Source organism: Ensifer sp. Root954, assembly GCF_001429005.1.
GTDB lineage: Bacteria > Pseudomonadota > Alphaproteobacteria > Rhizobiales > Rhizobiaceae > Ensifer > Ensifer adhaerens.
In genome coordinates this window covers 328,110-348,775 of sequence record NZ_LMJM01000022.1, presented here as the reverse complement: position 1 = coordinate 348,775, position 20,666 = coordinate 328,110, and the positions used below count along the sequence as shown (strand labels likewise).

The 20,666-nt window shown below is 64.2% G+C and carries 19 protein-coding genes; 5 read left to right on the top strand and 14 right to left on the bottom strand.

From position 1 onward, the window contains the following. Nucleotides 1-63: 63 nt before the first annotated feature. Complete coding sequence (locus ASE71_RS13695; protein WP_060521387.1) at nucleotides 64-2,280, bottom strand: primosomal protein N'; 2,217 nt, start codon at nucleotides 2,278-2,280, stop codon at nucleotides 64-66. Nucleotides 2,281-2,459: 179 nt separating this feature from the next. Between ASE71_RS13695 and fsa the strand changes: the two genes are divergently transcribed. After that, nucleotides 2,460-3,113: a fructose-6-phosphate aldolase gene (gene fsa / locus ASE71_RS13690; protein WP_034802519.1), complete on the top strand. Its 654-nt coding sequence runs from the start codon at nucleotides 2,460-2,462 to the stop codon at nucleotides 3,111-3,113. 55 nt (nucleotides 3,114-3,168) lie between these two features. On the opposite strand, the gene ASE71_RS13685 is transcribed toward fsa, so the two are convergent. Beyond that, nucleotides 3,169-4,302, bottom strand: a complete 1,134-nt coding sequence (locus ASE71_RS13685) for an AAA family ATPase (protein WP_060521388.1) — start codon at nucleotides 4,300-4,302, stop codon at nucleotides 3,169-3,171. 68 nt (nucleotides 4,303-4,370) lie between these two features. Then, the gene (locus tag ASE71_RS13680) at nucleotides 4,371-5,294 is read right to left on the bottom strand and encodes a GNAT family N-acetyltransferase (RefSeq protein ID WP_060521389.1); all 924 of its coding nucleotides are present in this window, start codon (nucleotides 5,292-5,294) and stop codon (nucleotides 4,371-4,373) included. A 135-nt stretch (nucleotides 5,295-5,429) separates the two neighbouring features. On the opposite strand from ASE71_RS13680, the gene ASE71_RS13675 reads away from it, so the two are divergent. Next, nucleotides 5,430-6,365, top strand: a complete 936-nt coding sequence (locus tag ASE71_RS13675) for a tyrosine recombinase XerC (protein ID WP_034802532.1) — start codon at nucleotides 5,430-5,432, stop codon at nucleotides 6,363-6,365. A 99-nt stretch (nucleotides 6,366-6,464) separates the two neighbouring features. After that, a complete protein-coding gene (locus tag ASE71_RS13670; RefSeq protein WP_060521390.1) occupies nucleotides 6,465-7,550 on the top strand; it encodes a TraB/GumN family protein in 1,086 nt (361 codons plus the stop codon). Between the two features lie 44 nt (nucleotides 7,551-7,594). Here ASE71_RS13670 and ASE71_RS13665 read toward each other — a convergent pair whose 3' ends face one another. Then, nucleotides 7,595-8,833, bottom strand: coding sequence for an MFS transporter (locus ASE71_RS13665; RefSeq protein WP_060521391.1), 1,239 nt, complete (start codon nucleotides 8,831-8,833; stop codon nucleotides 7,595-7,597). A gap of 124 nt (nucleotides 8,834-8,957) precedes the next feature. On the opposite strand from ASE71_RS13665, the gene ASE71_RS13660 reads away from it, so the two are divergent. After that, entirely contained in the window at nucleotides 8,958-9,554 is a 597-nt protein-coding gene (locus ASE71_RS13660; RefSeq protein WP_060521392.1) for a TetR/AcrR family transcriptional regulator, read from the top strand. Here ASE71_RS13660 and ASE71_RS13655 read toward each other — a convergent pair. After that, nucleotides 9,551-10,027: a DUF2867 domain-containing protein gene (locus ASE71_RS13655; protein WP_060521393.1), complete on the bottom strand. Its 477-nt coding sequence runs from the start codon at nucleotides 10,025-10,027 to the stop codon at nucleotides 9,551-9,553. The genes ASE71_RS13660 and ASE71_RS13655 overlap by 4 nt on opposite strands. Before the next feature lie 199 nt (nucleotides 10,028-10,226). Between ASE71_RS13655 and ASE71_RS13650 the strand changes: the two genes are divergently transcribed. Continuing rightward, on the top strand, nucleotides 10,227-10,721 hold the full coding sequence (locus ASE71_RS13650; protein WP_060521394.1) for an acyl-CoA thioesterase: 495 nt from the start codon (nucleotides 10,227-10,229) through the stop codon (nucleotides 10,719-10,721). A gap of 146 nt (nucleotides 10,722-10,867) precedes the next feature. Here ASE71_RS13650 and lpdA read toward each other — a convergent pair whose 3' ends face one another. The 9 genes from lpdA to sucD form a co-directional block, all read right to left on the bottom strand. Beyond that, complete coding sequence (lpdA, locus tag ASE71_RS13645; RefSeq protein ID WP_060521395.1) at nucleotides 10,868-12,274, bottom strand: dihydrolipoyl dehydrogenase; 1,407 nt, start codon at nucleotides 12,272-12,274, stop codon at nucleotides 10,868-10,870. A gap of 24 nt (nucleotides 12,275-12,298) precedes the next feature. Then, a complete protein-coding gene (locus tag ASE71_RS13640) occupies nucleotides 12,299-13,051 on the bottom strand; it encodes an SDR family oxidoreductase (protein ID WP_034803090.1) in 753 nt (250 codons plus the stop codon). Then, on the bottom strand, nucleotides 13,048-13,548 hold the full coding sequence (locus ASE71_RS13635; protein ID WP_060521396.1) for a hypothetical protein: 501 nt from the start codon (nucleotides 13,546-13,548) through the stop codon (nucleotides 13,048-13,050). The genes ASE71_RS13640 and ASE71_RS13635 overlap by 4 nt, the downstream gene beginning before the upstream one ends. A gap of 2 nt (nucleotides 13,549-13,550) precedes the next feature. Continuing rightward, entirely contained in the window at nucleotides 13,551-14,192 is a 642-nt protein-coding gene (locus ASE71_RS13630) for a LysE family translocator (RefSeq protein WP_060521397.1), read from the bottom strand. Then, entirely contained in the window at nucleotides 14,189-14,614 is a 426-nt protein-coding gene (locus tag ASE71_RS13625) for a VOC family protein (RefSeq protein ID WP_060521398.1), read from the bottom strand. Before ASE71_RS13625 ends, ASE71_RS13630 begins: the two co-directional genes overlap by 4 nt. A 31-nt stretch (nucleotides 14,615-14,645) precedes the next feature. Then, nucleotides 14,646-15,059 (bottom strand): MAPEG family protein, encoded by a 414-nt coding sequence (locus tag ASE71_RS13620; protein WP_060521399.1) that lies wholly within the window; start codon nucleotides 15,057-15,059, stop codon nucleotides 14,646-14,648. A 152-nt stretch (nucleotides 15,060-15,211) separates the two neighbouring features. Further along, nucleotides 15,212-16,453, bottom strand: a complete 1,242-nt coding sequence (odhB, locus tag ASE71_RS13615; protein WP_034802554.1) for a 2-oxoglutarate dehydrogenase complex dihydrolipoyllysine-residue succinyltransferase — start codon at nucleotides 16,451-16,453, stop codon at nucleotides 15,212-15,214. Nucleotides 16,454-16,509: 56 nt separating this feature from the next. Beyond that, nucleotides 16,510-19,506 carry a 2-oxoglutarate dehydrogenase E1 component gene (locus ASE71_RS13610; protein ID WP_060521400.1) on the bottom strand — a complete coding sequence of 999 codons (2,997 nt, stop codon included), beginning with the start codon at nucleotides 19,504-19,506 and terminating at the stop codon, nucleotides 16,510-16,512. 244 nt (nucleotides 19,507-19,750) lie between these two features. Further along, entirely contained in the window at nucleotides 19,751-20,653 is a 903-nt protein-coding gene (gene sucD, locus ASE71_RS13605) for a succinate--CoA ligase subunit alpha (RefSeq protein ID WP_058321727.1), read from the bottom strand. Nucleotides 20,654-20,666: the final 13 nt, after the last annotated feature.

Genomic DNA, 20,666 nt, shown 5'->3' with positions numbered 1-20,666 from the left:
CATGTCGCCCCGGTTGTGAATCGCCCACGGGCTTCAGAATGCGGCGATCACAGGAAACTTGAACTACAGGAAGCTTTGGGGATCGATGTCGAGCTGGACGCTGATCGAGCCGCGCTCCTTGGGACCGGCGGCGATCATCGCCTTGACGAAGGCCTGCATGTCGCTGTTGCGCCGGCCATGCACCAGCAGCCGGAAGCGATGCCGTCCGCGCACCAGCGCCAGCGGCGCCTCGGCCGGACCGAGAATACTGATACCCTCGGTGCGGGGGGCGGCCATCCGCAAACCGCGCGCGTGGCCCTCGGCATCCTGGCGCGTGTCGGCCGAAACGATCAGCGAGGCAAGCCGGCCAAAAGGCGGCAGCAGCGCTTTCTCGCGCTCGGCGATCTCGCGGTCGTAGAAGGCGTCGGCATCGCCGGAAACGATCGCCTGCATCACCGGATGCTGCGGCTGATAGGTCTGCAGCAAGCCGAGGCTTTTGAGACCCGTTCGGCCCGCACGACCCGTCACCTGCGAGAGCAGCTGGAAGGTCCGCTCGGCCGCACGCGGATCGCCGTTCGCAAGACCCAGATCCGCATCGACAATGCCGACCAGTGTCATCAGGGGGAAGTTATGTCCCTTGGCGACGAGTTGCGTGCCGATGACGATATCGGCTTCGCCACGCGTGATGGCTTCAAGCTCCAGCCTCAACCGTTTGACGCCCATCAGGTCGGAAGAAAGCACGATGGTGCGCGCCTCGGGGAAATGCCGCTCCACCTCTTCGGCGATGCGCTCGACCCCCGGCCCGCAGGCCACCAGATGATCGAGCGTGCCGCATTCCGGGCAGGCTTCCGGCGTGCGCTCGGAATAGCCGCACTGGTGGCACTGGATCTGCCCACGGAAGCGATGCTCGACGAGCCAGCTCGAACAATCCGGGCACTGGAAGCGATGGCCGCAGACGCGGCAGAGCGTCAACGGTGCGTAGCCGCGACGATTGAGGAAGAGCAGAGCCTGTTCGCCACGCTCGACCGCCTTGCCGACCTGGTTCAAGAGCACCGGCGACAGAAAGCCGCCGCGTGCCGGCGGGTGCTGACGCATGTCGACGACGCCGAGCCGCGGCAGCGCCGCATCGCCGAAACGGGTCGGCAGGTGGATCGGCTTGTAACGGCCGACATCGCCATTGACCCGGCTTTCGAGCGACGGCGTCGCCGAGACGAGCACGACGGGAAAGCCGGTGATGCGACCACGAACGACCGCCATGTCGCGCGCATTGTAGAAGACGCGATCTTCCTGCTTGTAGGCGGGGTCGTGCTCTTCGTCGACGATGATGAGGCCCAGTTCCTCGAAGGGCAGGAACAGCGCCGAGCGGGCGCCGGCCACGACGCGGACGGTGCCTGTCGTCACCTGGCGCCAGACCTTTTCGCGGGTGCGGGGAGCCAAGTCCGAATGCCACTCGGCGGGCTTGGCGCCAAAACGATCCTGAAAGCGCTCGAGGAAGCTCGACGTCAGCGCGATTTCGGGAAGCAGGATCAGCACCTGCTTGCCGGCGCGAAGGGTCGCAGCGATCGCCTCGAAATAGACCTCGGTCTTGCCGGATCCGGTGATGCCGTCGATGAGCGACACCGAGAAGCCGCCCTCCTCTACCGCTGCCAGCAGATCGGCGGCCGCATCCTTCTGCGGGCCTTCGAGCCGGGGCGCGGTGAAATCGGGATCTGGCAAGGCGACGACAGGCGGCGGCGCCATGAAGACGGTCTCGAATACGCCTTGCTGGGTTAGCCCTTCGATCACACTCGACGACGTGCCGGCGGCATGCGCCAGCCCCGAGCGCGTCCAGGAAAAACCATCACTGGCGGCTGCGATTACGCGCTCGCGCGCAGCCGTCATGCGCTCCGGCCGCATCTCGGTGAGACGCAGTGCCTCCACCATCGGTTCGGGATCGAACGCCGCCGGTGCGCGGAGCGCCATACGTGCCACCAGCCCCGGCGGCGTGACGGTATAGGCGGCCACCCAATCGAGAAAGGTCCGCATGTCGCGCGTCAGCGGCGGGCAATCGAAAGCCTTCTCGATCGTCTTGAGTTTCTTGGCATCGACGCTCCCGTCATCATCGCCATCCCAGACCACGCCGACGACGAGACGAGGGCCCAGAGGCACCTGCACGATCGAGCCCGGTTCGACCGCCATGCCGTCGGGAACCGCATAGGAATAGGCTTTCGACGCCGGCATGGGCACCAGGACCGGCACGACGCGACGGGCCGAAACGGGCCCGAGCAAATCGCCGAATAAATCGGTTGAATCGCGAGTCATTTTGCCGTGACCTTGCCACGTGTTTCGGTTAAAGAAAACTGCGCTGCGAACCGCAGCCTTGCAGGCCGCAGGGTTTGTCACGGTTCCACCAGAGTTTCAACGCGCGCGATCTCTGCCAACGGAATTCCTCCCCGGTAGATATGCGCCGAACGGCAATCGTGCCCCAAGGGAGTGACCCCATGAAATTTTTCGTTGATACCGCCGACGTCAAGGAAATCCGTGAGCTGAACGATCTCGGCCTTCTCGATGGCGTCACCACCAACCCGTCGCTGATCCTGAAGTCGGGCCGTGACATCACGGAAGTCACCAAGGAAATCTGCGGCATCGTCGAAGGCCCGGTTTCGGCTGAAGTGACCGCAACCGAATACGCCGAGATGATGAAGGAAGCCGCCGTTCTCTCGAAGATCGCCGACAATATCTGCATCAAGCTGCCGCTGACGCTCGACGGCCTCAAGGCCTGCAAGGCGCTGACGTCTGACGGTCACCAGACCAACGTGACGCTGTGCTTCTCGGCCAACCAGGCGCTGCTCGCCGCCAAGGCCGGCGCGACCTTCGTCTCGCCTTTCGTCGGCCGCCTCGACGACATCGCGTTTGACGGCATGGACCTGATCCGCGAGATCCGCCACATCTACGACAACTACGGCTACGAGACCGAGATCCTTGCAGCTTCGATCCGCACCGTGAACCACGTCAAGGAAGCCGCCCTCATCGGCGCGGACGTCGTCACCGCACCGCCGGCAACGCTGAAGGCGCTGGTCAAGCACCCGCTGACCGACAAGGGCCTCGAAACCTTCCTGGCCGACTGGGCCAAGACCGGCCAGAAGATCGCCTGATACTTTCAGGAAAGTTCAGAAAGAGCCCGGCCACCACGCCGGGCTTTTTTGTTGCCTACTCGTCATCGTCCATCAGCCCTGTCAGCCGCATGCCGTCGATCCAGGTGGCGCTATCCTTGCGGATCACTCGCCGAGGACGAATGCCCGAGCGTTGACGCACTTCCTGCGCCAGCCGCTCCGAATGGGTGACGATCCAGATCTGGCTTTCGCGCGACGCGCTGGCGATCATGTCGGCAAGCGCCGGCAGCATGTCCGGGTGCAGGCTCGTCTCCGGCTCGTTGAGCGCGATGAAGCGCGGTCGGCGATAGGAAAGCAGTGCGGCCGCCAGCGCCAGAAAACGCATCTGCCCGTCGGAAAGCTCGCGCGGCGAAAACGGCCGGCTGGGAAAATCCGGAAAGACCAGCGAAAACTCGGCGAACTGGCCGGGTTCGGGAACATCGAGGTAAGCGCCGCCGAACGCGTCGGCGATGGCCCGGTCGAGGTCGACCGTGTCCTCGCGCGTGTGGCGCAGCGTTGCAAAAACGGCCGCCATATTGACGCCGGTCTCGTCGAGCATCGGCGCGGTCACCGCAAGGCAGGGCAGCCGCAACGGCGAATCGCGATCGGTGCGGAAGCCGTGGAAGAAGCGCCACTGCTCGACCGCACGGCGGAAGGTGCCGACCTCCGGATAATGGCCGGCATCGCCGAGCAGCGAGATCGCCGTTTCGGACGTCAGCGCCTGCTCCGGATAATCCTCCATCCGCCCGCGTTCGCCGCGCACGAAGATGCCGGGGCCCACGCGTTTCATCATCGTCACCGGGCGGCGGCCGGTTTCGACCGTCAGTTCCTCTTCCTTGACCTGTGGCTCATAGGCAAAGCCGGCCGCAGCCTTCGGCGGACGCAGCCCGGCCTCGATGCGGTAGCGGAAGGTGATGGCCCGCTCCTCGTCCAGAAGCTCGGTTTCGAGCCTTATGCGCGCCGGCTTGTCGGCACGCCGGCGGCCGCTCCAGAGCGCCGACGACATGCCGCCCTCTTCGGCAATCTCGCGCGCCAAAGTGCCCCGCGTGGCGGCTTGCACGAGTTGAAGCGCCCGGTAGAGATTGGACTTGCCGACGCCGTTTTCGCCGATGAACAGGTTGACCCCGGTCAGATCCATGCGGATCGACTTCAGTGAACGGTAGTTTTCGGCAAACATGGATTGAAGCTGCATGGCTCAGACCTAGCCGATCCGCCGCGCGGGGTGAAGCCCGCCAGCGTTTCCGTAAGCCACGACAGTCGCTAGCGCGCGGCCGCCGTTTGCAGCCGGGGCTTGAAGGCCGCGTCGGCATCCAGCGCCAGATCGAAGACCGTGTGTCGTTCGAGCGCCTTCGTCACCTCGCCCGTTTCACCTTCCAGCGCCTCCGGCGGGATGAGGTTGCCGATGCGAAAGTCGAAAAGATCGCCCTTCTTGTTCAGCAATTCGTGGAACACGGTCATGTCGCGCAGCTCGGTCGACCATTTGGCGAACCAGTAGAACAGGCCGGAATTGCGGGCGCTCATATGCACCGGCAGGATCGGCAGGTCGTATTTGCGCGCAAAGCCCACGGCCGATGTCTTCCATGGCCGCTCGTTGAGACATCCTTCGGCCCAGTAGGCGATGCGTCCCGAGGGGAAGAGCACCGTCGCCTTACCCTCGCCGATCGCCCGGTTGGTCACCTGCAGCGTCTCACGCGCCTTCAGCTTGCTCTTGTGTTCCTCGCGCCATTCGACCGGGATGACCATTTCGACGAAACGCGGATTGACGCGGATGGCGTCTCGATTGGCGAAGAACATCATGTCCGGCCGCCGGCTCTTCAAGAGGTCGAAAACGGCGATCCCATCGGCAATGCCGGTCGGGTGGTTGCTGACGAGCAGGAAGCCGCCCTTGGCGGGAATGCGCTCGGCCCGGTCGACCCGCACCTCCAGCGAAAGCAGCGAGCTCAGGTGCTCGAAGGCCTGGAATCCCGGCATGTTGGCGACGGCATCGGCGAACTCATGCGCCTTGCGATAGTTCAGCAACGTGTAGAGAAAAGGCCGCATCAGCGGCCATAGCGGGCTCTTGACGATCCGCTGGCCACGCTCCGCGATCAGCGTGTCGACGATGTGGCCAGGCTGCCCCTGGGAGACCAGGGTGATTACTTCTGCAAAATGCGCGAATCCGTTCACCGAATCCCGTCCCGCCATAGTCCGATCCGTTTGTTTGCGGCTGACCATCGCAATTCTATATGATCGAAGGATGACAGATTCCAAGGGTGCATTAGCAAAAACCTAAGATGCGTCAGGGCATTGTCGCGGACCGACAAACTCAGGAAAACGACAATGAACGAGTTCCTCGTCATCGGCCATCCCGAGCTACTTGCCGAGCGTCAGCGCTGGCTGGACGGCCTCATGCGGGAGCGCCGCCTCTCCGACAATACCGTCGAGGCCTATGAGCGCGACACCCGGCAATTCCTGACATTTCTCACCGGCCATCTCGCCGGGCCGCCACGGCTTTCCGATATCCGCACGCTGAGGCCGGCTGACCTTCGCGGCTTCCTCGCCCAGCGTCGCAAGGGCGGCGCCGGCGCCCGCACGCTCGGCCGTGGGCTGGCCGGGCTTCGCTCCTTCCTGCGCTATCTCGAACGCAACGGCCTTGCCAACGCGGCCGGTGCGGCTGCGGTGCGTTCGCCCAAACAGCCCAAATCCCTGCCGAAGCCGCTCACCGATCGCGAAGCGCTGAATGTCGTGACGTCCGAGGCGCAGCTTGCCGAGGAACCCTGGATCGCGGCGCGCAACGCAGCGGTGCTGACCCTGCTCTACGGCTGCGGCTTGCGCATTTCCGAGGCACTCGGCCTCACGCCGTCAGCATTTGCCGGCGCGCCCTCGTCGCTGCGCATCGTCGGCAAGGGCGACAAGACCCGCATCGTGCCGCTGATCGAAGCGGCGCGCGAGGCCGTCGCCACCTACTTGAAGCTCTGCCCCTATCCGATCGCGGCCGATGCGCCGCTGTTCCTGGGCGCGCGCGGCGCCAAGCTGCAGCCGGCGATCATCCAGCGCGAAATGCAGAAGCTGCGCGGGGCGCTCGGCCTGCCCGAGACGGCAACGCCGCATGCGCTGCGCCACTCCTTCGCCACCCATCTGCTGGCCGGCGGCGGCGATCTCAGGACCATTCAGGAACTGCTCGGCCATGCCAGCCTGTCGACCACCCAGGTCTATACCGGCGTCGATTCGGCTCGGCTTCTGGAAATCTACGACCGCGCCCACCCGCGCGCCTGATTTTCGGCGAAAGGGCGGATTAACCATGCCCGTTAAGGAAGCCGTGACCGGCCCGGGCCTAGGGTCGACTATCCACCATGCGACTGTCAGGGAAGAACGATGACCGCCTTTGCGAGACCTCAGCAAAACCTGCCGCGGCACCTGCTTGCGCGGCTCGCCGATGGCGCACTTTGGCTGGCCGCCCTGCTCCATGTCATGCTCGCCGCCTGCCTCCTTGTCGCTCTCGTCTTCGTCGCTGAGGCTGATGCCACGGAGGTCGAATGTGGCGGCGCGAATGTTCTGACCGCGCTTGCAAAATCCGACCCGACGAAACTGGCCGCACTCGAAGCGGAAGCTGCCGCCATCCCGAACAGCAAGGGCATCTTCTGGAAGATCGAGAAGGACGGTGTCGCGCCGTCCTGGCTGCTTGGCACGATGCATGTCACCGATCCGCGCGTGCTGGCCCTGCCGACTGAGGCGCCCGCCGCCTTTGAGGCAGCCTCGACCGTCATCGTCGAATCGGACGAGATCATCGACGAGAAGAAGTCGGCCGCCGCGATCCTGATGCGGCCCGATCTCACCATGCTTCCGGACAACAAGACGATCGCCGACTTCCTGAAGCCCGACGACCGCGAACAGCTCGAAACAGGCCTCAAGGCACGCGGCATTCCGCTGACCCTGGTTTCCCGCATGAAGCCCTGGATGATCGCGAGCTTCGTCGCGCTGCCCGCCTGCGAAATGAGCCGCAAGGCTGCAGGCGCCTCCTTCCTCGACAAGAAGATCGCCGAGGATGCCGTCAGTCAGGGCAAGACGCTGAAGGGGCTGGAAACGCTGGTCGAGCAGCTCGCCGCCATGGACTCGCTGCCGACCGAACTGCATCTGCGCGCCCTCATCGAGACGCTCGCGCTCGGCAAGACCATCGACGACGTCTTCGCGACGATGACCGATCTCTATCTCGCAGGCGACACCGGCATGATCATGCCGATGATGAGAGCCGTGTCGGACAAGAGCGCCGAGGATTTCGGCTATGCCGATTTCGAGCAGCGCATCATCGTCGACCGCAACAAAACCATGGCGACGCGCGCCGAACCGATCCTCAAGGACGGCGGCGCCTTCATGGCGGTCGGCGCACTGCACCTGCCGGGCAAGGAGGGTCTGGTCGAATTGCTGCGCGCTCAGGGTTTTACGGTCACGCGCGCCAACTGAAGGGCCGGCCGTCAGCGAGCGCCCGCCGGCACGACGCTCCCTTCTCAACCTTGCGCACCGGCACGGGAAACGACCTCGGACGCGCTTGCAGTGGCAGCGTCACTCTCGATCCACGACAGACGGCGATAGCCCCAGAACGCTGCGGCAAGGATCAAGGCCCCGGCGGCGAGCGCAATGGTGAAGCCGGCCTGAACGCCGAAGCGCGCGACCACGCCGCCTGACACCGCCGCACCCGCCGCAACACCGATGCCGAGACCGGTGGTCAACCAGGTCAGCCCTTCCGTCAACTTCGACGGCGGCACGGCGGTTTCGCCGATGCTCAAGGCGACGATCATCGTCGGCGCAAAGAACAGGCCCGAAATGAACATCATCGTCGCAAGGCTGCCGATCCCGTCGGCAAAGAGCAGCGGCAATGTGCTGGCGGCGGTCATGCCCGCGCCGATCAGGAACAGCTTCGCCAAAGACAGGCCGATCCGGACCGCACCGAACGCCAGACCGGCGATGCAGGAACCGAGGGCATAGAGGGAGAGCACGAGGCTCGCCGCCGCTGGTCGCCCTTCGGCCTCGGCAAAGGCGACGCTGACCACGTCGATCGTGCCGACAATGATGCCCATGCCGGCGAGCGCGACAATCAGCACGCGCAGCGCCGGGTAACGAAGGACCGAACCGGGCGCCATCGTCTCGGCCGGCTTGACCGGTGGCTCGGTGCCTTTCTGCAGCACGAAGGCGGTGACGCCGATGGCCAGGCATGCCGCAGCCGCCAGCGGTCCGGCCTCGGGAAACAGGCCGACGCTTAAGCCCACGGCGATCGGCGGCCCGACGATGAAGCAGATCTCGTCGAAGACCGATTCGAGCGAAAAGGCGGTCTTCAGCTCCGGACGGCCGCGATAGAGCTCGGTCCACCGCGCCCGGGTCATCGCCGACATGCTGGGCGTGCACCCGGCAAGAATGGCAAAGATGAAGAGCGTCCAGTCCGGCGCCCGCCAATGGGTCAAGACGAGGAGAGTCGAGCTGCCGAGAAGGCTGAGTGCCGCGGCGACCGGCAGGACGCGGCTCTGGCCGAAGCGATCGACGAGCCGGGAAACCTGCGGCGCCAGCAGTGCCGAGGCCAGCGTGAAGGCGGCGGCCACACCGCCAGCCAAACCGTAGCTGCCGCGGGACTGGGCCAGCATGGTGATGATGCCGATGCCCATCATCGACAACGGCAACCGTGACACCAATCCCGCCAAGGTGAAGCCGACCGTGCCTTTGGCAGCAAAGATCTGTGCATAGGGATTGGCCATGAAAACTCCTGCGATACATGTCTGAGCGTCGCGTCATTAACATACGCCGCGTATGGTAGTGATATTGACATACGCTTCGCATGTCAATTAACATACGAACCGTATGCAAAAGGAGGAGCTGCAAATGACAAGGCGTGCGCGCAGCGACATGATCGCGGAAACGAAGGCAAAGCTGATCGCCGCCGCCCGGGAAGCGTTCAGGCAACGCGGATATGCGGAGACTTCGATGGACGATTTCACCGCCTTGGCCGGGCTCACGCGTGGGGCGCTCTATCATCATTTCGGCGACAAGAAGGGCCTGCTGCGTGCGGTCGTGGAGACTCTGGACGGCGAGATGGACGCACGGCTCGACGCAGCCTCCGCGACCCCGGAGCCGTGGGACGGTTTCGTGCGCCGCTGCAGGCTCTATCTGGAAATGGCGCTCGAACCGGAAATCCGACAGATCGTGTTGAAGGATGCGCCGGCGGTACTCGGAGCAAGCGTGCTGGAACCGAGCCGGCGCCAATGCCTCGCGTCGCTTGCCACCAGGCTTTCGGCGATGATCGCCGCGGGCGTCGTACGTCCGGGAAATGCCGAGACATTGGCGCGGCTGATCAATGGCGCGCTCTCCGATGCGGCGCTCTGGATTGCCGAGGCGGAAGATCCGGCCATGCGCCTCACCAGCGCACGCGACAATCTCGACCTGCTTTTGTCCGGACTGAAAATTGAACCGCGGACTTAACCGCCGGGACCTGCCACCCGCGCCAGAAGTGTCGGCACGATAGCCTTGTGAAACGGCGTGACGGCCATGAGGTAAACCCGCCCGAGCGTGTTGTGCCTGCGCACAAGCGTGGTGACGCCGACGATCTGATTGACCGCCGACCCCGCCCGGACGTCGACGACGATGCGGAAATCGAGATGCTTGTCATCGAAGCCGAGCACCACTTCGTCATCACTCTTCGAAACGACAGGAAACGCCCCGATCAGTCCCAGACGGCTGGACGGCGCCGCCGACTTCAGGCCGATGATCGAGACGATGCGGTTGCGCAGGCGCAGCAACACGCGGACCCATCGCGGCGACCGGCCAAGCGAACGTTCGGCGGCTTCCGCCGCGGTCACGCCCTTGCCATCAAGGGCAAGCTCGAAGCGGTCGGCCCAATCGGCATTCGGTAGATGCCGGCTCGGCAACGATATGGCCACTGGTCTCGGTTTCATCTTTCCTCCTGACGCGCGCGTCGTCTGTCCTTGCAGACATGATCGCGCCCTCCCCCGTGCCTGGACAGAAGACCGCTTGTCGCAGCCCTCGGGCCAATCGTCACATCCCCTCTTCCAGATCCTCCGCCCTCCACCCCTTCCCTTCGCTCCGGCAAGCTGCATAACTCAGGCGGGACGCTGCAAAATCTGGAGATGGACAATGGAAACCAGCTACGACACACGCGAACTCGAGATGGTCGTACTGATGACGCCGGATATGGCGAACTTCAGCGGCAAGGTCCATGGCGGTGCGCTGCTCAATCTCCTCGATCGCGTGGCGTTTTCCTGTGCCTCGCGCTATTCGCAGCAATATGCCGTGACGCTCTCGGTCGACCAGGTCACCTTCCGCCAGCCGATCCATGTCGGCGAGCTCGTCACCTTCCGTGCAGCCGTCAACAATTCCGGCCGCACCTCGATGGAAATCGGCATCCGGGTCGAGGCCGAGAACATCAGGAGCGGCGAGCGCCGCCACACCAATTCCTGCTATTTCACCATGGTCGCGGTCGATGCCGACGGCAGCCCGACCCCGGTTCCGACCCTTGTCACCGACACGGCCGACCGCAAGCGCCGGCAGCGCGCTGCCGAGGCACGGCGCAGCCTGAGGCGCGAGTTCGAGGAGCGTTTCCACGCCCTCAGGTCTGCTTCAGAAGAATGATACGGTCGCTTGGCGACCGGAAACGCCGATAGCGGCAATGCGGGCGCTGACGCCGATAAGGTGAGCAATGGCCACAAGGGCCAGCCGGCACGCAGAAACGCGGCCGGAAACAGGGGGCCGCGTGATCGCAGCCCCCTGCATGATCCTTACATGTGGATCGGCTTGAAGAAGGTCGAAAGTGCCGCTTCCTTGACCGCTTCCGACATGGTCGGGTGCGCGTGGCAGGTGCGGCCGAGGTCTTCCGACGAACCGCCGAATTCCATCAGAACCGCGATCTCGTGGATCATCTCGCCGGCGCCGAAGCCAACGATATGGCCGCCGAGCACCTTGTCGTTTTCCTTGTCAGCAAGGATCTTCACGAAGCCGTCGGTGGCGAGCATTGCGCGCGCACGGCCGTTGGCCGTGAATGGGAACTTGCCGACCTTGTAGGCGACACCAGCCGCCTTCAGCTCTTCCTCGGTCTTGCCGACGGAGGCGACTTCCGGCTGGGTATAGACGACACCAGGGATGACGTCATAGTTCACGTGACCGGCCTGGCCAGCGAGGATCTCGGCAACCGCCACACCTTCGTCTTCCGCCTTGTGGGCGAGCATCGGGCCGCGCACGACGTCGCCGATCGCGTAGACGCCGGCGACGCTCGTCTGGAAATGATTGTCGATCTCGACGCGGCCGCGCTGGTCCATGACGACGCCCGCTTCCGCAAGGCCAAGACCGTCGGTATAGGGCTTGCGGCCGGTGGCGATCAGCACGACGTCGGCATCGAGCGTCTGGGCGTCGCCGCCCTTGACCGGCTCGAACGTCACCTTGGCGCCCTTGCCGTCCTTGACGACGCCGGTCACCTTGGCGCCGAGCTTGAAGTCAATGCCCTGCTTGGCCAGCATGCGCTGGAACTGCTTGGCAACCTCGCCATCCATGCCGCCGAGAAGCGTGTCGAGATACTCGACAACGGTGACCTTGGCGCCGAGGCGGGCCCAGACCGAGCCGAGTTCGAGGCCGATGACGCCGCCACCGACGACGATCATGTTGGCCGGAACCTTCTCGAGCGCGATGCCGCCCGTCGACGAGATGATCACCTTCTCGTCGATATCGACCTTGACGCCCGGGATGCCAGCGACGTCGGAGCCGGTGGCGATCACGATGTTCTTGGTTTCGAGGATCTGTTCCTCGCCCTTGTCGTTGGTGACGGAGACCTTGCCCTGGCCGAGCACCTTGCCGGTGCCCTGGATGCCGTCGATCTTGTTCTTCTTGAACAGGAACGAGACGCCGTCGACATTGGCCTTAACGGTCGCGTCCTTGTGGGCCATCATCTTTTCGAGGTTCAGCTTCGGTGCCGCGACTTCGACGCCGAGCGCGTCAACACCGTGGGCAACCTGATGGAACATCTCGGAAGCATGCAGCAACGCCTTCGACGGGATGCAGCCGATGTTGAGGCAGGTGCCGCCGTAGGTGGCGCGCTTTTCGACGACGCCGACCTTCAGGCCGAGCTGGGCCGCCTTGATCGCGCAGACATAGCCGCCGGGGCCGCTGCCGATAACGATGAGATCATAAGCCATTAGAATATCCTTCCTTCAGGACGGTTACCGTCCGCCGCTGACATTGAGAATTGCCCCCGTCACATAAGTCGCCTTATCCGACAGGAGGTAGAGAACCGCGTCAGCGACTTCCTCGGCCGTGCCGGGTCGCTGAACGGGAATGGTGAAGGCGAGATCACGCGCCCGGTCCGGCAGGCCGCCGGAGGCGTGGATCTCGGTATCGATGATGCCGGGCCGTATCGCGTTGACGCGAATGCCTTCGGTCGCGACCTCGCGCGAAAGCCCTGTCGTGAAGGTGTCGATCGCACCCTTCGAGGCGGCGTAATCGACATACTGCGCCGGCGAGCCAAGCGTGGCGGCAACCGAGGAGATGTTGACGATGACACCGCCCTGGTGCCCGTATCGTGTCGACATGCGCCGGACGGCTTCCGCTGCACAGCGGATGGAGCCGGTGACGTTGATGCGGAACATGCGCTCAAGCCGCTCGGGCGACATCTCGTCGACACGTGCCGTCTGTCCGACGATGCCGGCATTGTTGACGAGCCCGTCCAGCCGGCCGAAAGCCGAATCGACGGCAGCAAAGATCGCTTGGACATCCGCCTCGGAGCCGACATCGCCCTGAACTGCGATCGCCGTGCCGCCGGCCCGCTCGATCGCGCCGACAACCGCATCGGCCGCATCGCGGTTCGACGCATAGTTGACAGCGACCCGCCAGCCGGCTTTTGCAGCGCCAAGGCAGATTGCAGCACCGATGCCGCGACTGCCGCCGGTCACGAGAAGAACAGGGCTCGCACTCATGCGGCGCATCCCTTGAACGTGAAGGCATCCCAACTGTCGGCCTCGGCCTTGCCCTTGCCCCAAGCGGTCGAAGCGCGAAGCGACGGACCGAAGTCGGGAAGCAGCAGTTGCTCGGCCGCCGTCTCGGTCTCTTGCGGGATCTCGCTGATCGCGCCGGCCTTGTCGAGCGCGTAGACGACACCCTGCCACACAGTACAGGCGCGCAGTTCCTCGCCGGTCGCATCCCCCTCGGGGCAATTGTGCATGATCAGCCCGGTCGCCCGTTCCGGCTCGCCCGCCGGCATGACGACGCCATCGAGCAGCAGGCCGGGCTTGAGAACCGCCACCTTGAAGTGGTTGCTGGTCGCGGCGCTTGCCGAGCCGACCGGTTCGAAACGCAGCTCGTAGGCTCCGTCGCGGTCGCCGTAGATCGCGTGCGACTGCTTGCAGTCGGCGGCGATCGCCGGCGCGGCAAAGGCAAGACCGAACAGGGCTGAAAGGAGTCGACCGGAGCACATGATCAGGCTGCCTTCTCCGTCGCGAGCTTGAGGCCGAGCGCGATGAAGACCACGCCGCTGGCGCGGTCGATCCACTTGCTGGCGCGCGTAAACGCAGCACGCATGCGCGGCGTCGTCATGAACAGGCTGACGCCGACGAACCACGCGATCAGGCAGGTCGCCATGACAAGGCCGTAGCCGAACTTGATCATCATCGGCGTATGGGCGTGAACGACCGTCGAGAAGATCGACAGGAAGAAGAACACCGGCTTGGGGTTGAGCGCGTTGGCGGCAAAGCCGAGGCCGAAGGCCTTGGCCGCCGACTGGCCCTTGACCGGCCCGCTGCCTTCCGTGTGGTCGACCTGGATCTCCGTCTGGCCGGCGCGAAGCGCCTTGATGCCGATATAGATCAGGTAAGCGACGCCGCACCATTTGACGATGTTGAACAGATAGATCGACTGCGAAATGATCAGCCCGAGGCCGAGGATCGTGTAGGTCACATGGAACATCAGCGACGTGCCGATGCCGAAGGACGTGATGATCGCCGGACGGCGGCCATGCACGATCGACTGGCGCATGACCATCGCGAGGTCTGCGCCGGGCGAGACGATGGCGAAGGCGAAGATCGCCATCAGCGATGCGAGTTCGAAGAAATACTGGCTCATGGGTTTGCGACCGGTGCGTTGAAGGCCCAGACGTGGCCGAAGGGATCCTGGATGCGCGCGTAGCGTGCGTGCCAGAAGGTATCCTGCGGCTCCAGAACTGTCGATGCCCCGGCGGCCACCGCCTTGTCGTAGGCTGCGTCGACATCGGCAGGCTTCGCCAGGTTGATGCTGATCGCAACGCCGGTACCGCCGATCGTGTTCGGCGAAAGCACGCTGCCGCCGAATTCTGGGAATTCGTCGTGCAGCATCACCTCGCCGCCGTAGATCGCCAGATTGGCGTGCATGACGCGTTTGCCGTCCTCGGCCATCGCGTGGAATGTATTCGCCGCACCGAGCGCCTTGGCGTAAAAGGCGATGGCGGCAAACCCGTCCTTGACGCAGATATGCGCCTGGATCGGCGGAACGTCGGGTCCGAATGCCATGCCAGTCTCCTCTCGCCTTGTCGCCGGGATGCTATGCCATGAGCCGGACGACCATCAGCAACAGCGCAATGATCGACACGAACCAGACGAGGGTGCGCAGCACGGGAACGCCGGCCGCGTAGAGAACGGTGTAAGCCAGCCGTGCCAGAAGCCAGGTCACTGCGCCGATGGCGCCGAGACCGCCGGTCTTTCCGGTCACCGCCAGGGCGAGCGCAAGCCCAACGAAGGCCGGATAGGTTTCCAGCATGTTGCGAAGCGACCGCAGCAAACGTCCTGCCACGATGCTCTTCGAAACGCGCTGTTCGTCGCGGGGGCCGAGCAGATACTTGAAACCGAGATCGCCGGCGAGATCGAGCGACAGCGCCTGCACCAGGATGTGCACGATCAGGAACACCACGCTCCAGCCAAGCACCCAGATTTCAGTCGACGCTGCGGCGGCTTCCATCATCCCTCGCAATCGCAGGAGCGGTTCGGATCGACATCATCGGCCCTGAGGGCCAGTCTCTCCGGCCAGGCCGCAGAGACGGTTTTCGCCGCGCGTGATCGCGGACGGCGAACGGCGGGGGCATGAAGGACGCCCCCGCTGTTTCCGGATAATCAGAGATCGAGAACCAGGCGTTCCGGATCTTCCAGGCTTTCCTTGACGCGCACGAGGAAGGTCACGGCTTCCTTGCCGTCGACGATGCGGTGATCGTAGGAGAGCGCGAGGTACATCATCGGGCGGATGACGACCTGGCCGCCGATGGCGACCGGACGCTCCTGGATCTTGTGCATGCCGAGGATGCCCGACTGCGGCGCGTTGAGGATCGGCGAAGACATCAGCGAACCGTAGACGCCACCGTTGGAGATGGTGAAGGTGCCGCCCTGCATGTCGGCCATCGACAGCGCGCCGTCACGGGCAGCCTTGCCGAGGCGACCGATGTCCTTTTCGATCTCGGCGATCGACATCTGGTCGGCATCGCGAACGATCGGAACCACAAGACCTTTGTCCGTGCCGACGGCGACGCCGATGTGGCAGTAGTTCTTGTAGATGATGTCGGTGCCGTCGATCTCGGCGTTGACGGCCGGGATTTCCTTCAGCGCGTGGGTGACGGCCTTGGTGAAGAAGCCCATGAAGCCGAGCTTCACGCCGTGCTTCTTCTCGAAGATGTCCTTGTACTTGTTGCGCAGCGACATGACGGCGCTCATGTCCACCTCGTTGTAGGTGGTGAGCATGGCGGCAGTGTTCTGCGCATCCTTGAGGCGACGGGCAATCGTCTGGCGCAGGCGGGTCATCTTGACGCGCTCTTCGCGAACGACGTCTTCAGCCGTCGACGGCGCGCGGGCCTGGACCTTGGCTGGCTCGGAAGCGGCCGGCGTCGAGATGCCCTTGGCGACGGCTGCAAGGACGTCGCCCTTCAGCACCTGGCCACGCTTGCCAGAGCCGTCGACCTGATCGGCCGAGAGGTTGTTTTCGGCAAGCAGCTTGCCAGCCGACGGTGCCGGCGGCATCGACGAGGCAGCCGGTGCTGCAGCAGCGGCCGGGGCAGCCGGAGCGGCAGCAGCCGGCTCGGCCTTCTTTTCGGCGGCAGCAGCCGGAGCGGCCGCTGCGGCGCCAGCGGCACCTGCAGCGATCTGGCCGAGCAGCGCGCCGAGACCGACGGTCTCGCCGGCCTGGGCGACGATTTCAGAGAGCGTGCCTGCGGCCGGAGCCGGAACTTCGATCGTCACCTTGTCGGTTTCGAGTTCGAGCAGGGGTTCATCGGCCTTGATGGCGTCGCCGACCTTCTTGAACCAGGTGCCGACGGTCGCTTCGCTGACGGATTCGCCAAGGGTGGGAACGCGGATTTCTGTTGCCATGATTTTTGTTCCGTTGATCAGATATCTGTTTCTATTGGCTCAGAGCGTGGGGAGCATCAGCCCCCCAGCGCGTCCTCGAGGAAGGCGGCAAGCTGCGCCAGGTGCTTCGACATCAGGCCCGTCGCCGGCGATGCGGCAGCCGGACGGCCGGTGTAGCGCACGCGCTGATACTTGGCGTCGATATGGGCGAGAACCCATTCGAGGTACGGGTCGATGAACGACCAAGCGCCCATGTTCTTCGGCTCTTCCTGGCACCAGACCATCTCCGCGTTGCGGAAGCGGCTGAGCTCGTTGATGAGCGCCTTGGCCGGGAACGGATAGAGCTGTTCGACGCGCAGCAGGTAGATGTCGTCGATGCCGCGCTTTTCGCGTTCTTCGAGCAGGTCGTAGTAGACCTTGCCCGAGCAGAGCACGACGCGACGGATCTTCGAGTCCTTCTGCAGCTTGATCGGGCCGTCCTTGATCACCTCGGCATCGTCCCACAGCAGGCGGTGGAACGAGCTCTCGCCGGCCATTTCCGACAGGCTGGAGATCGCACGCTTGTGACGCAGCAGCGACTTCGGCGTCATCAGGATCAGCGGCTTGCGGAAGTCGCGCTTCACCTGGCGGCGCAGGATGTGGAAGTAGTTCGCCGGCGTCGTGACGTTGGCGACCTGCATGTTGTCTTCCGCGCAAAGCTGCAGGAAGCGTTCCAGGCGAGCAGACGAGTGCTCCGGACCCTGGCCTTCATAGCCGTGCGGCAGCAGGCAGACGAGACCCGACATGCGCAGCCACTTGCGTTCGCCCGACGAGATGAACTGGTCGAAGACGACCTGCGCACCGTTGGCGAAGTCGCCGAACTGGGCTTCCCAGAGGGTGAGCGCGTTCGGACGGGCGAGCGAGTAGCCGTACTCGAAGCCGAGAACCGCCTCTTCCGAAAGCATCGAGTTGATGACTTCGTAGCGCGCCTGGGTCGGCGACAGGTTTGCGAGCGGGATGTAGCGCTCTTCCGACTGCTGATCGTAGAGCACCGAGTGGCGCTGCGAGAAGGTGCCGCGTTCGCAGTCCTGGCCCGACAGGCGGATCTTGGTGCCTTCCGTGACCAGCGTGCCGAAAGCGAGCGCTTCAGCCATGGCCCAGTCGACACCCTCGCCGGTCTGGATCATGTTGGCGCGGTTTTCCATGAAGCGCTGGATCGTGCGGTGCGCGCTGAACCCAGCCGGGATCTCGGAGATTTTGCGGCCGACTTCCTTCAACTGCTTCATCGGCACCGAGGTCTTGCCGCGGCGCTGTTCGTCCTGGTTGTCGGCAGAGCGCAGGCCCGACCAGACACCGTCAAGCCAGTCGGCCTTGTTCGGCTTGTAGGACTGGCCGGCCTCGAACTCCTGTTCGAGATGCGCACGCCAGTCGGCCTTCATCTTCTCGACTTCGCCTTCGGAAATCAGGCCTTCGGCGATCAGGCGGTCGGAGTAGACCTGGACGACGGTCCTGTGGGCGCGGATGACCTTGTACATCTTCGGCTGCGTGAACGCCGGCTCGTCGCCTTCGTTGTGGCCGAAGCGGCGATAGCAGAACATGTCGATGACGACAGGCTTGTGGAACTTCATCCGGAATTCGGTGGCGATCTTGGCCGCGTAGACAACCGCTTCCGGATCGTCGCCGTTAACGTGGAAGATCGGCGCTTCGATCATCTTGGCGACGTCGGACGGATAGGGCGACGAGCGCGAGAAGGCCGGATTGGTGGTGAAGCCGATCTGGTTGTTGATGATGAAGTGCACCGTGCCGGCAACGCGGTGACCGCGCAGGCCGGAAAGCCCGAGGATTTCGGCAATCACGCCCTGGCCGGCAAAAGCGGCGTCACCATGCAGCAGCAGCGGCATGACCTTGGAGCGTTCGCGCAGCGGAATGATGTCGCCTTCAAAGACGGTTGCCATCTGGTCCTGCTTGGCGCGTGCCTTGCCCATGACCACGGGGTTGACGATTTCCAGGTGCGACGGGTTTGCCGTCAGCGACAGGTGAACCTTGTTGCCGTCGAATTCGCGGTCGGAAGACGCACCGAGGTGGTACTTCACGTCGCCCGAACCTTCGACGTCGTCAGGCGCGTAGGAGCCGCCCTTGAACTCGTGGAAGATGGCGCGGTGCGGCTTTGCCATGACCTGGGAAAGCACGTTCAGACGGCCGCGGTGGGCCATGCCGAGCACGATTTCCTTGAGGCCTTCCTGGCCGCCGCGCTTGATGATCTGCTCGAGCGCCGGGATGAGCGACTCACCGCCGTCGAGACCGAAGCGCTTGGTGCCCTTGTACTTGACGTCGATGAACTGCTCGAAGCCTTCGGCCTCGATCAGCTTCTGCAGGATCGCCTTCTTGCCTTCAGGCGTGAAGTCGACGCCCTTGTCCGGACCTTCGATGCGCTCCTGGATCCAGCCCTTCTCTTCCGGGTTGGACATGTGCATGAACTCGACGCCGATCGTCGAGCAGTAGGTGCGCTCGAGGATTTCGACCATCTCGCGGAGGGTCGCGTATTCGAGGCCGAGCACGTTGTCGATGAAGATCTTGCGGTCGAGATCCTTGTCCTCGAAACCGTAGTTCGAGGGCGAAAGCTCGTTGTAGTCTTCAACCGGGGCAGCCAGGCCGAGCGGGTCGAGCTTGGCATGCAGGTGGCCGCGGGCGCGATAGGCGCGGATCATCATGATGGCGCGGACGGAATCGCGCGTCGCCTGGTGGATGTCGGCAGCGCTGGCGACGGTGCCGGTGGCGGCCGCCGTTTCCTCGGCCTTCGCCTTGACCTTCTTCTCGATGACCTTCTCGACCGTGCCCCAGTCGCCATCGAGCGCCGAGACCAGTTCGCCATTGGCCGGGATCGGCCAGTTGTTCTTTTTCCAGGAGGCGCCCTTGGCTGCCTTCACCACATCTTCCGGCCGGTCGGCGAGCGCCTTGAAGAAGGCCTGCCATTCAGCCGACACGGACGCCGGGTCCGCCTCGTAGCGTGCATGGAGCTGCTCGATATAGGCGGCGTTGGCGCCGTCCAGAAACGAAGTGAGCTGGAATTGCTCGTTGGCCTCTTGCCTTGTCATGGTCTCACGCGGACTGATCTGTCCGCCTCCTGACTGAAGTTGGGTTGCCGGGTATCCCGGTCGTTCATGTTCGTTCGGCGCGTCCGGGCGCCGGGCCTTTTTCCTACGGCGCCGCGCATCGTCAGGACGCGCCGGGCCACCGTGGCAGTCATTGCCGCATGTCCTGATCTTCAATCAGCCAAGGAAACAGGCGGCAGGCACGTTGTCCGGGCCGGATCGACCGGCCCGGACAAATGGTTTGAGATCAGCCCTTGAGGACTTCGACCAGCGTCTTGCCGAGACGAGCCGGCGAAGGCGATACGCGGATGCCTGCCTGCTCCATCGCAGCGATCTTGGATTCCGCATCGCCCTTGCCGCCGGAAACGACAGCGCCGGCGTGGCCCATGGTACGGCCCTTCGGAGCGGTACGGCCCGCGATGAAACCGGCCATCGGCTTCTTGCGGCCCTTCTTGGCTTCGTCGATGAGGAACTGTGCAGCATCCTCTTCGGCCGAGCCGCCGATTTCGCCGATCATGATGATCGAGGTCGTGGCTTCGTCCGCCAGGAACATCTCGAGCACGTCGATGAACTCGGTGCCCTTGACCGGGTCGCCGCCGATGCCGACGGCCGTCGTCTGGCCGAGGCCCTCGTTGGAGGTCTGGAACACGGCTTCATAGGTCAGCGTGCCGGAGCGCGAGACGATGCCGACCGAACCCTTGCGGAAGATCGAGCCCGGCATGATGCCGATCTTGCATTCTTCCGGCGTCAGGATACCGGGGCAGTTCGGGCCGAGCAGACGCGACTTGGAGCGGTCGAGGCGAGCCTTGACGCGTACCATGTCGGCAACCGGGATGCCTTCGGTGATGCAGGTGATGAACGGGATTTCCGCATCGATCGCCTCGATGATCGCGTCCGCGGCACCTGCCGGCGGAACGTAGATCACGGATGCGTCCGCACCGGTCTTTTCACGGCCTTCGGCAACCGAGGCGAAGATCGGCAGGGTTTCGCCCTTGGAGCCGGTCCAGGTTTCGCCGCCCTTCTTCGGGTGAATACCGCCGACCATCTGCGTGCCGTAATAGGCAAGCGCCTGTTCGGTATGGAAGGTGCCGGTCTTGCCGGTCAGGCCCTGAACGAGGACCTTGGTGTTCTTGTTGACGAGAATCGACATGAGGTGGTCCTTC

Bases quoted from the DNA above. Each gene is read 5' to 3' on its own strand.
- ASE71_RS13650 (WP_060521394.1), top strand. From the start codon at position 10,227: ATGGAAACCAGCTACGACACACGCGAACTCGAGATGGTCGTACTGATG.
- ASE71_RS13630 (WP_060521397.1), bottom strand. From the start codon at position 14,192: ATGAGCCAGTATTTCTTCGAACTCGCATCGCTGATGGCGATCTTCGCC.
- ASE71_RS13655 (WP_060521393.1), bottom strand. From the start codon at position 10,027: ATGAAACCGAGACCAGTGGCCATATCGTTGCCGAGCCGGCATCTACCG.
- ASE71_RS13675 (WP_034802532.1), top strand. From the start codon at position 5,430: ATGAACGAGTTCCTCGTCATCGGCCATCCCGAGCTACTTGCCGAGCGT.
- ASE71_RS13660 (WP_060521392.1), top strand. From the start codon at position 8,958: ATGACAAGGCGTGCGCGCAGCGACATGATCGCGGAAACGAAGGCAAAG.
- ASE71_RS13620 (WP_060521399.1), bottom strand. From the start codon at position 15,059: ATGGAAGCCGCCGCAGCGTCGACTGAAATCTGGGTGCTTGGCTGGAGC.
- ASE71_RS13685 (WP_060521388.1), bottom strand. From the start codon at position 4,302: ATGCAGCTTCAATCCATGTTTGCCGAAAACTACCGTTCACTGAAGTCG.
- ASE71_RS13625 (WP_060521398.1), bottom strand. From the start codon at position 14,614: ATGGCATTCGGACCCGACGTTCCGCCGATCCAGGCGCATATCTGCGTC.
- ASE71_RS13635 (WP_060521396.1), bottom strand. From the start codon at position 13,548: ATGTGCTCCGGTCGACTCCTTTCAGCCCTGTTCGGTCTTGCCTTTGCC.
- fsa (WP_034802519.1), top strand. From the start codon at position 2,460: ATGAAATTTTTCGTTGATACCGCCGACGTCAAGGAAATCCGTGAGCTG.
- sucD (WP_058321727.1), bottom strand. From the start codon at position 20,653: ATGTCGATTCTCGTCAACAAGAACACCAAGGTCCTCGTTCAGGGCCTG.
- ASE71_RS13665 (WP_060521391.1), bottom strand. From the start codon at position 8,833: ATGGCCAATCCCTATGCACAGATCTTTGCTGCCAAAGGCACGGTCGGC.
- lpdA (WP_060521395.1), bottom strand. From the start codon at position 12,274: ATGGCTTATGATCTCATCGTTATCGGCAGCGGCCCCGGCGGCTATGTC.
- ASE71_RS13610 (WP_060521400.1), bottom strand. From the start codon at position 19,506: ATGACAAGGCAAGAGGCCAACGAGCAATTCCAGCTCACTTCGTTTCTG.
- ASE71_RS13680 (WP_060521389.1), bottom strand. From the start codon at position 5,294: ATGGCGGGACGGGATTCGGTGAACGGATTCGCGCATTTTGCAGAAGTA.
- ASE71_RS13640 (WP_034803090.1), bottom strand. From the start codon at position 13,051: ATGAGTGCGAGCCCTGTTCTTCTCGTGACCGGCGGCAGTCGCGGCATC.
- ASE71_RS13670 (WP_060521390.1), top strand. From the start codon at position 6,465: ATGACCGCCTTTGCGAGACCTCAGCAAAACCTGCCGCGGCACCTGCTT.
- ASE71_RS13695 (WP_060521387.1), bottom strand. From the start codon at position 2,280: ATGACTCGCGATTCAACCGATTTATTCGGCGATTTGCTCGGGCCCGTT.
- odhB (WP_034802554.1), bottom strand. From the start codon at position 16,453: ATGGCAACAGAAATCCGCGTTCCCACCCTTGGCGAATCCGTCAGCGAA.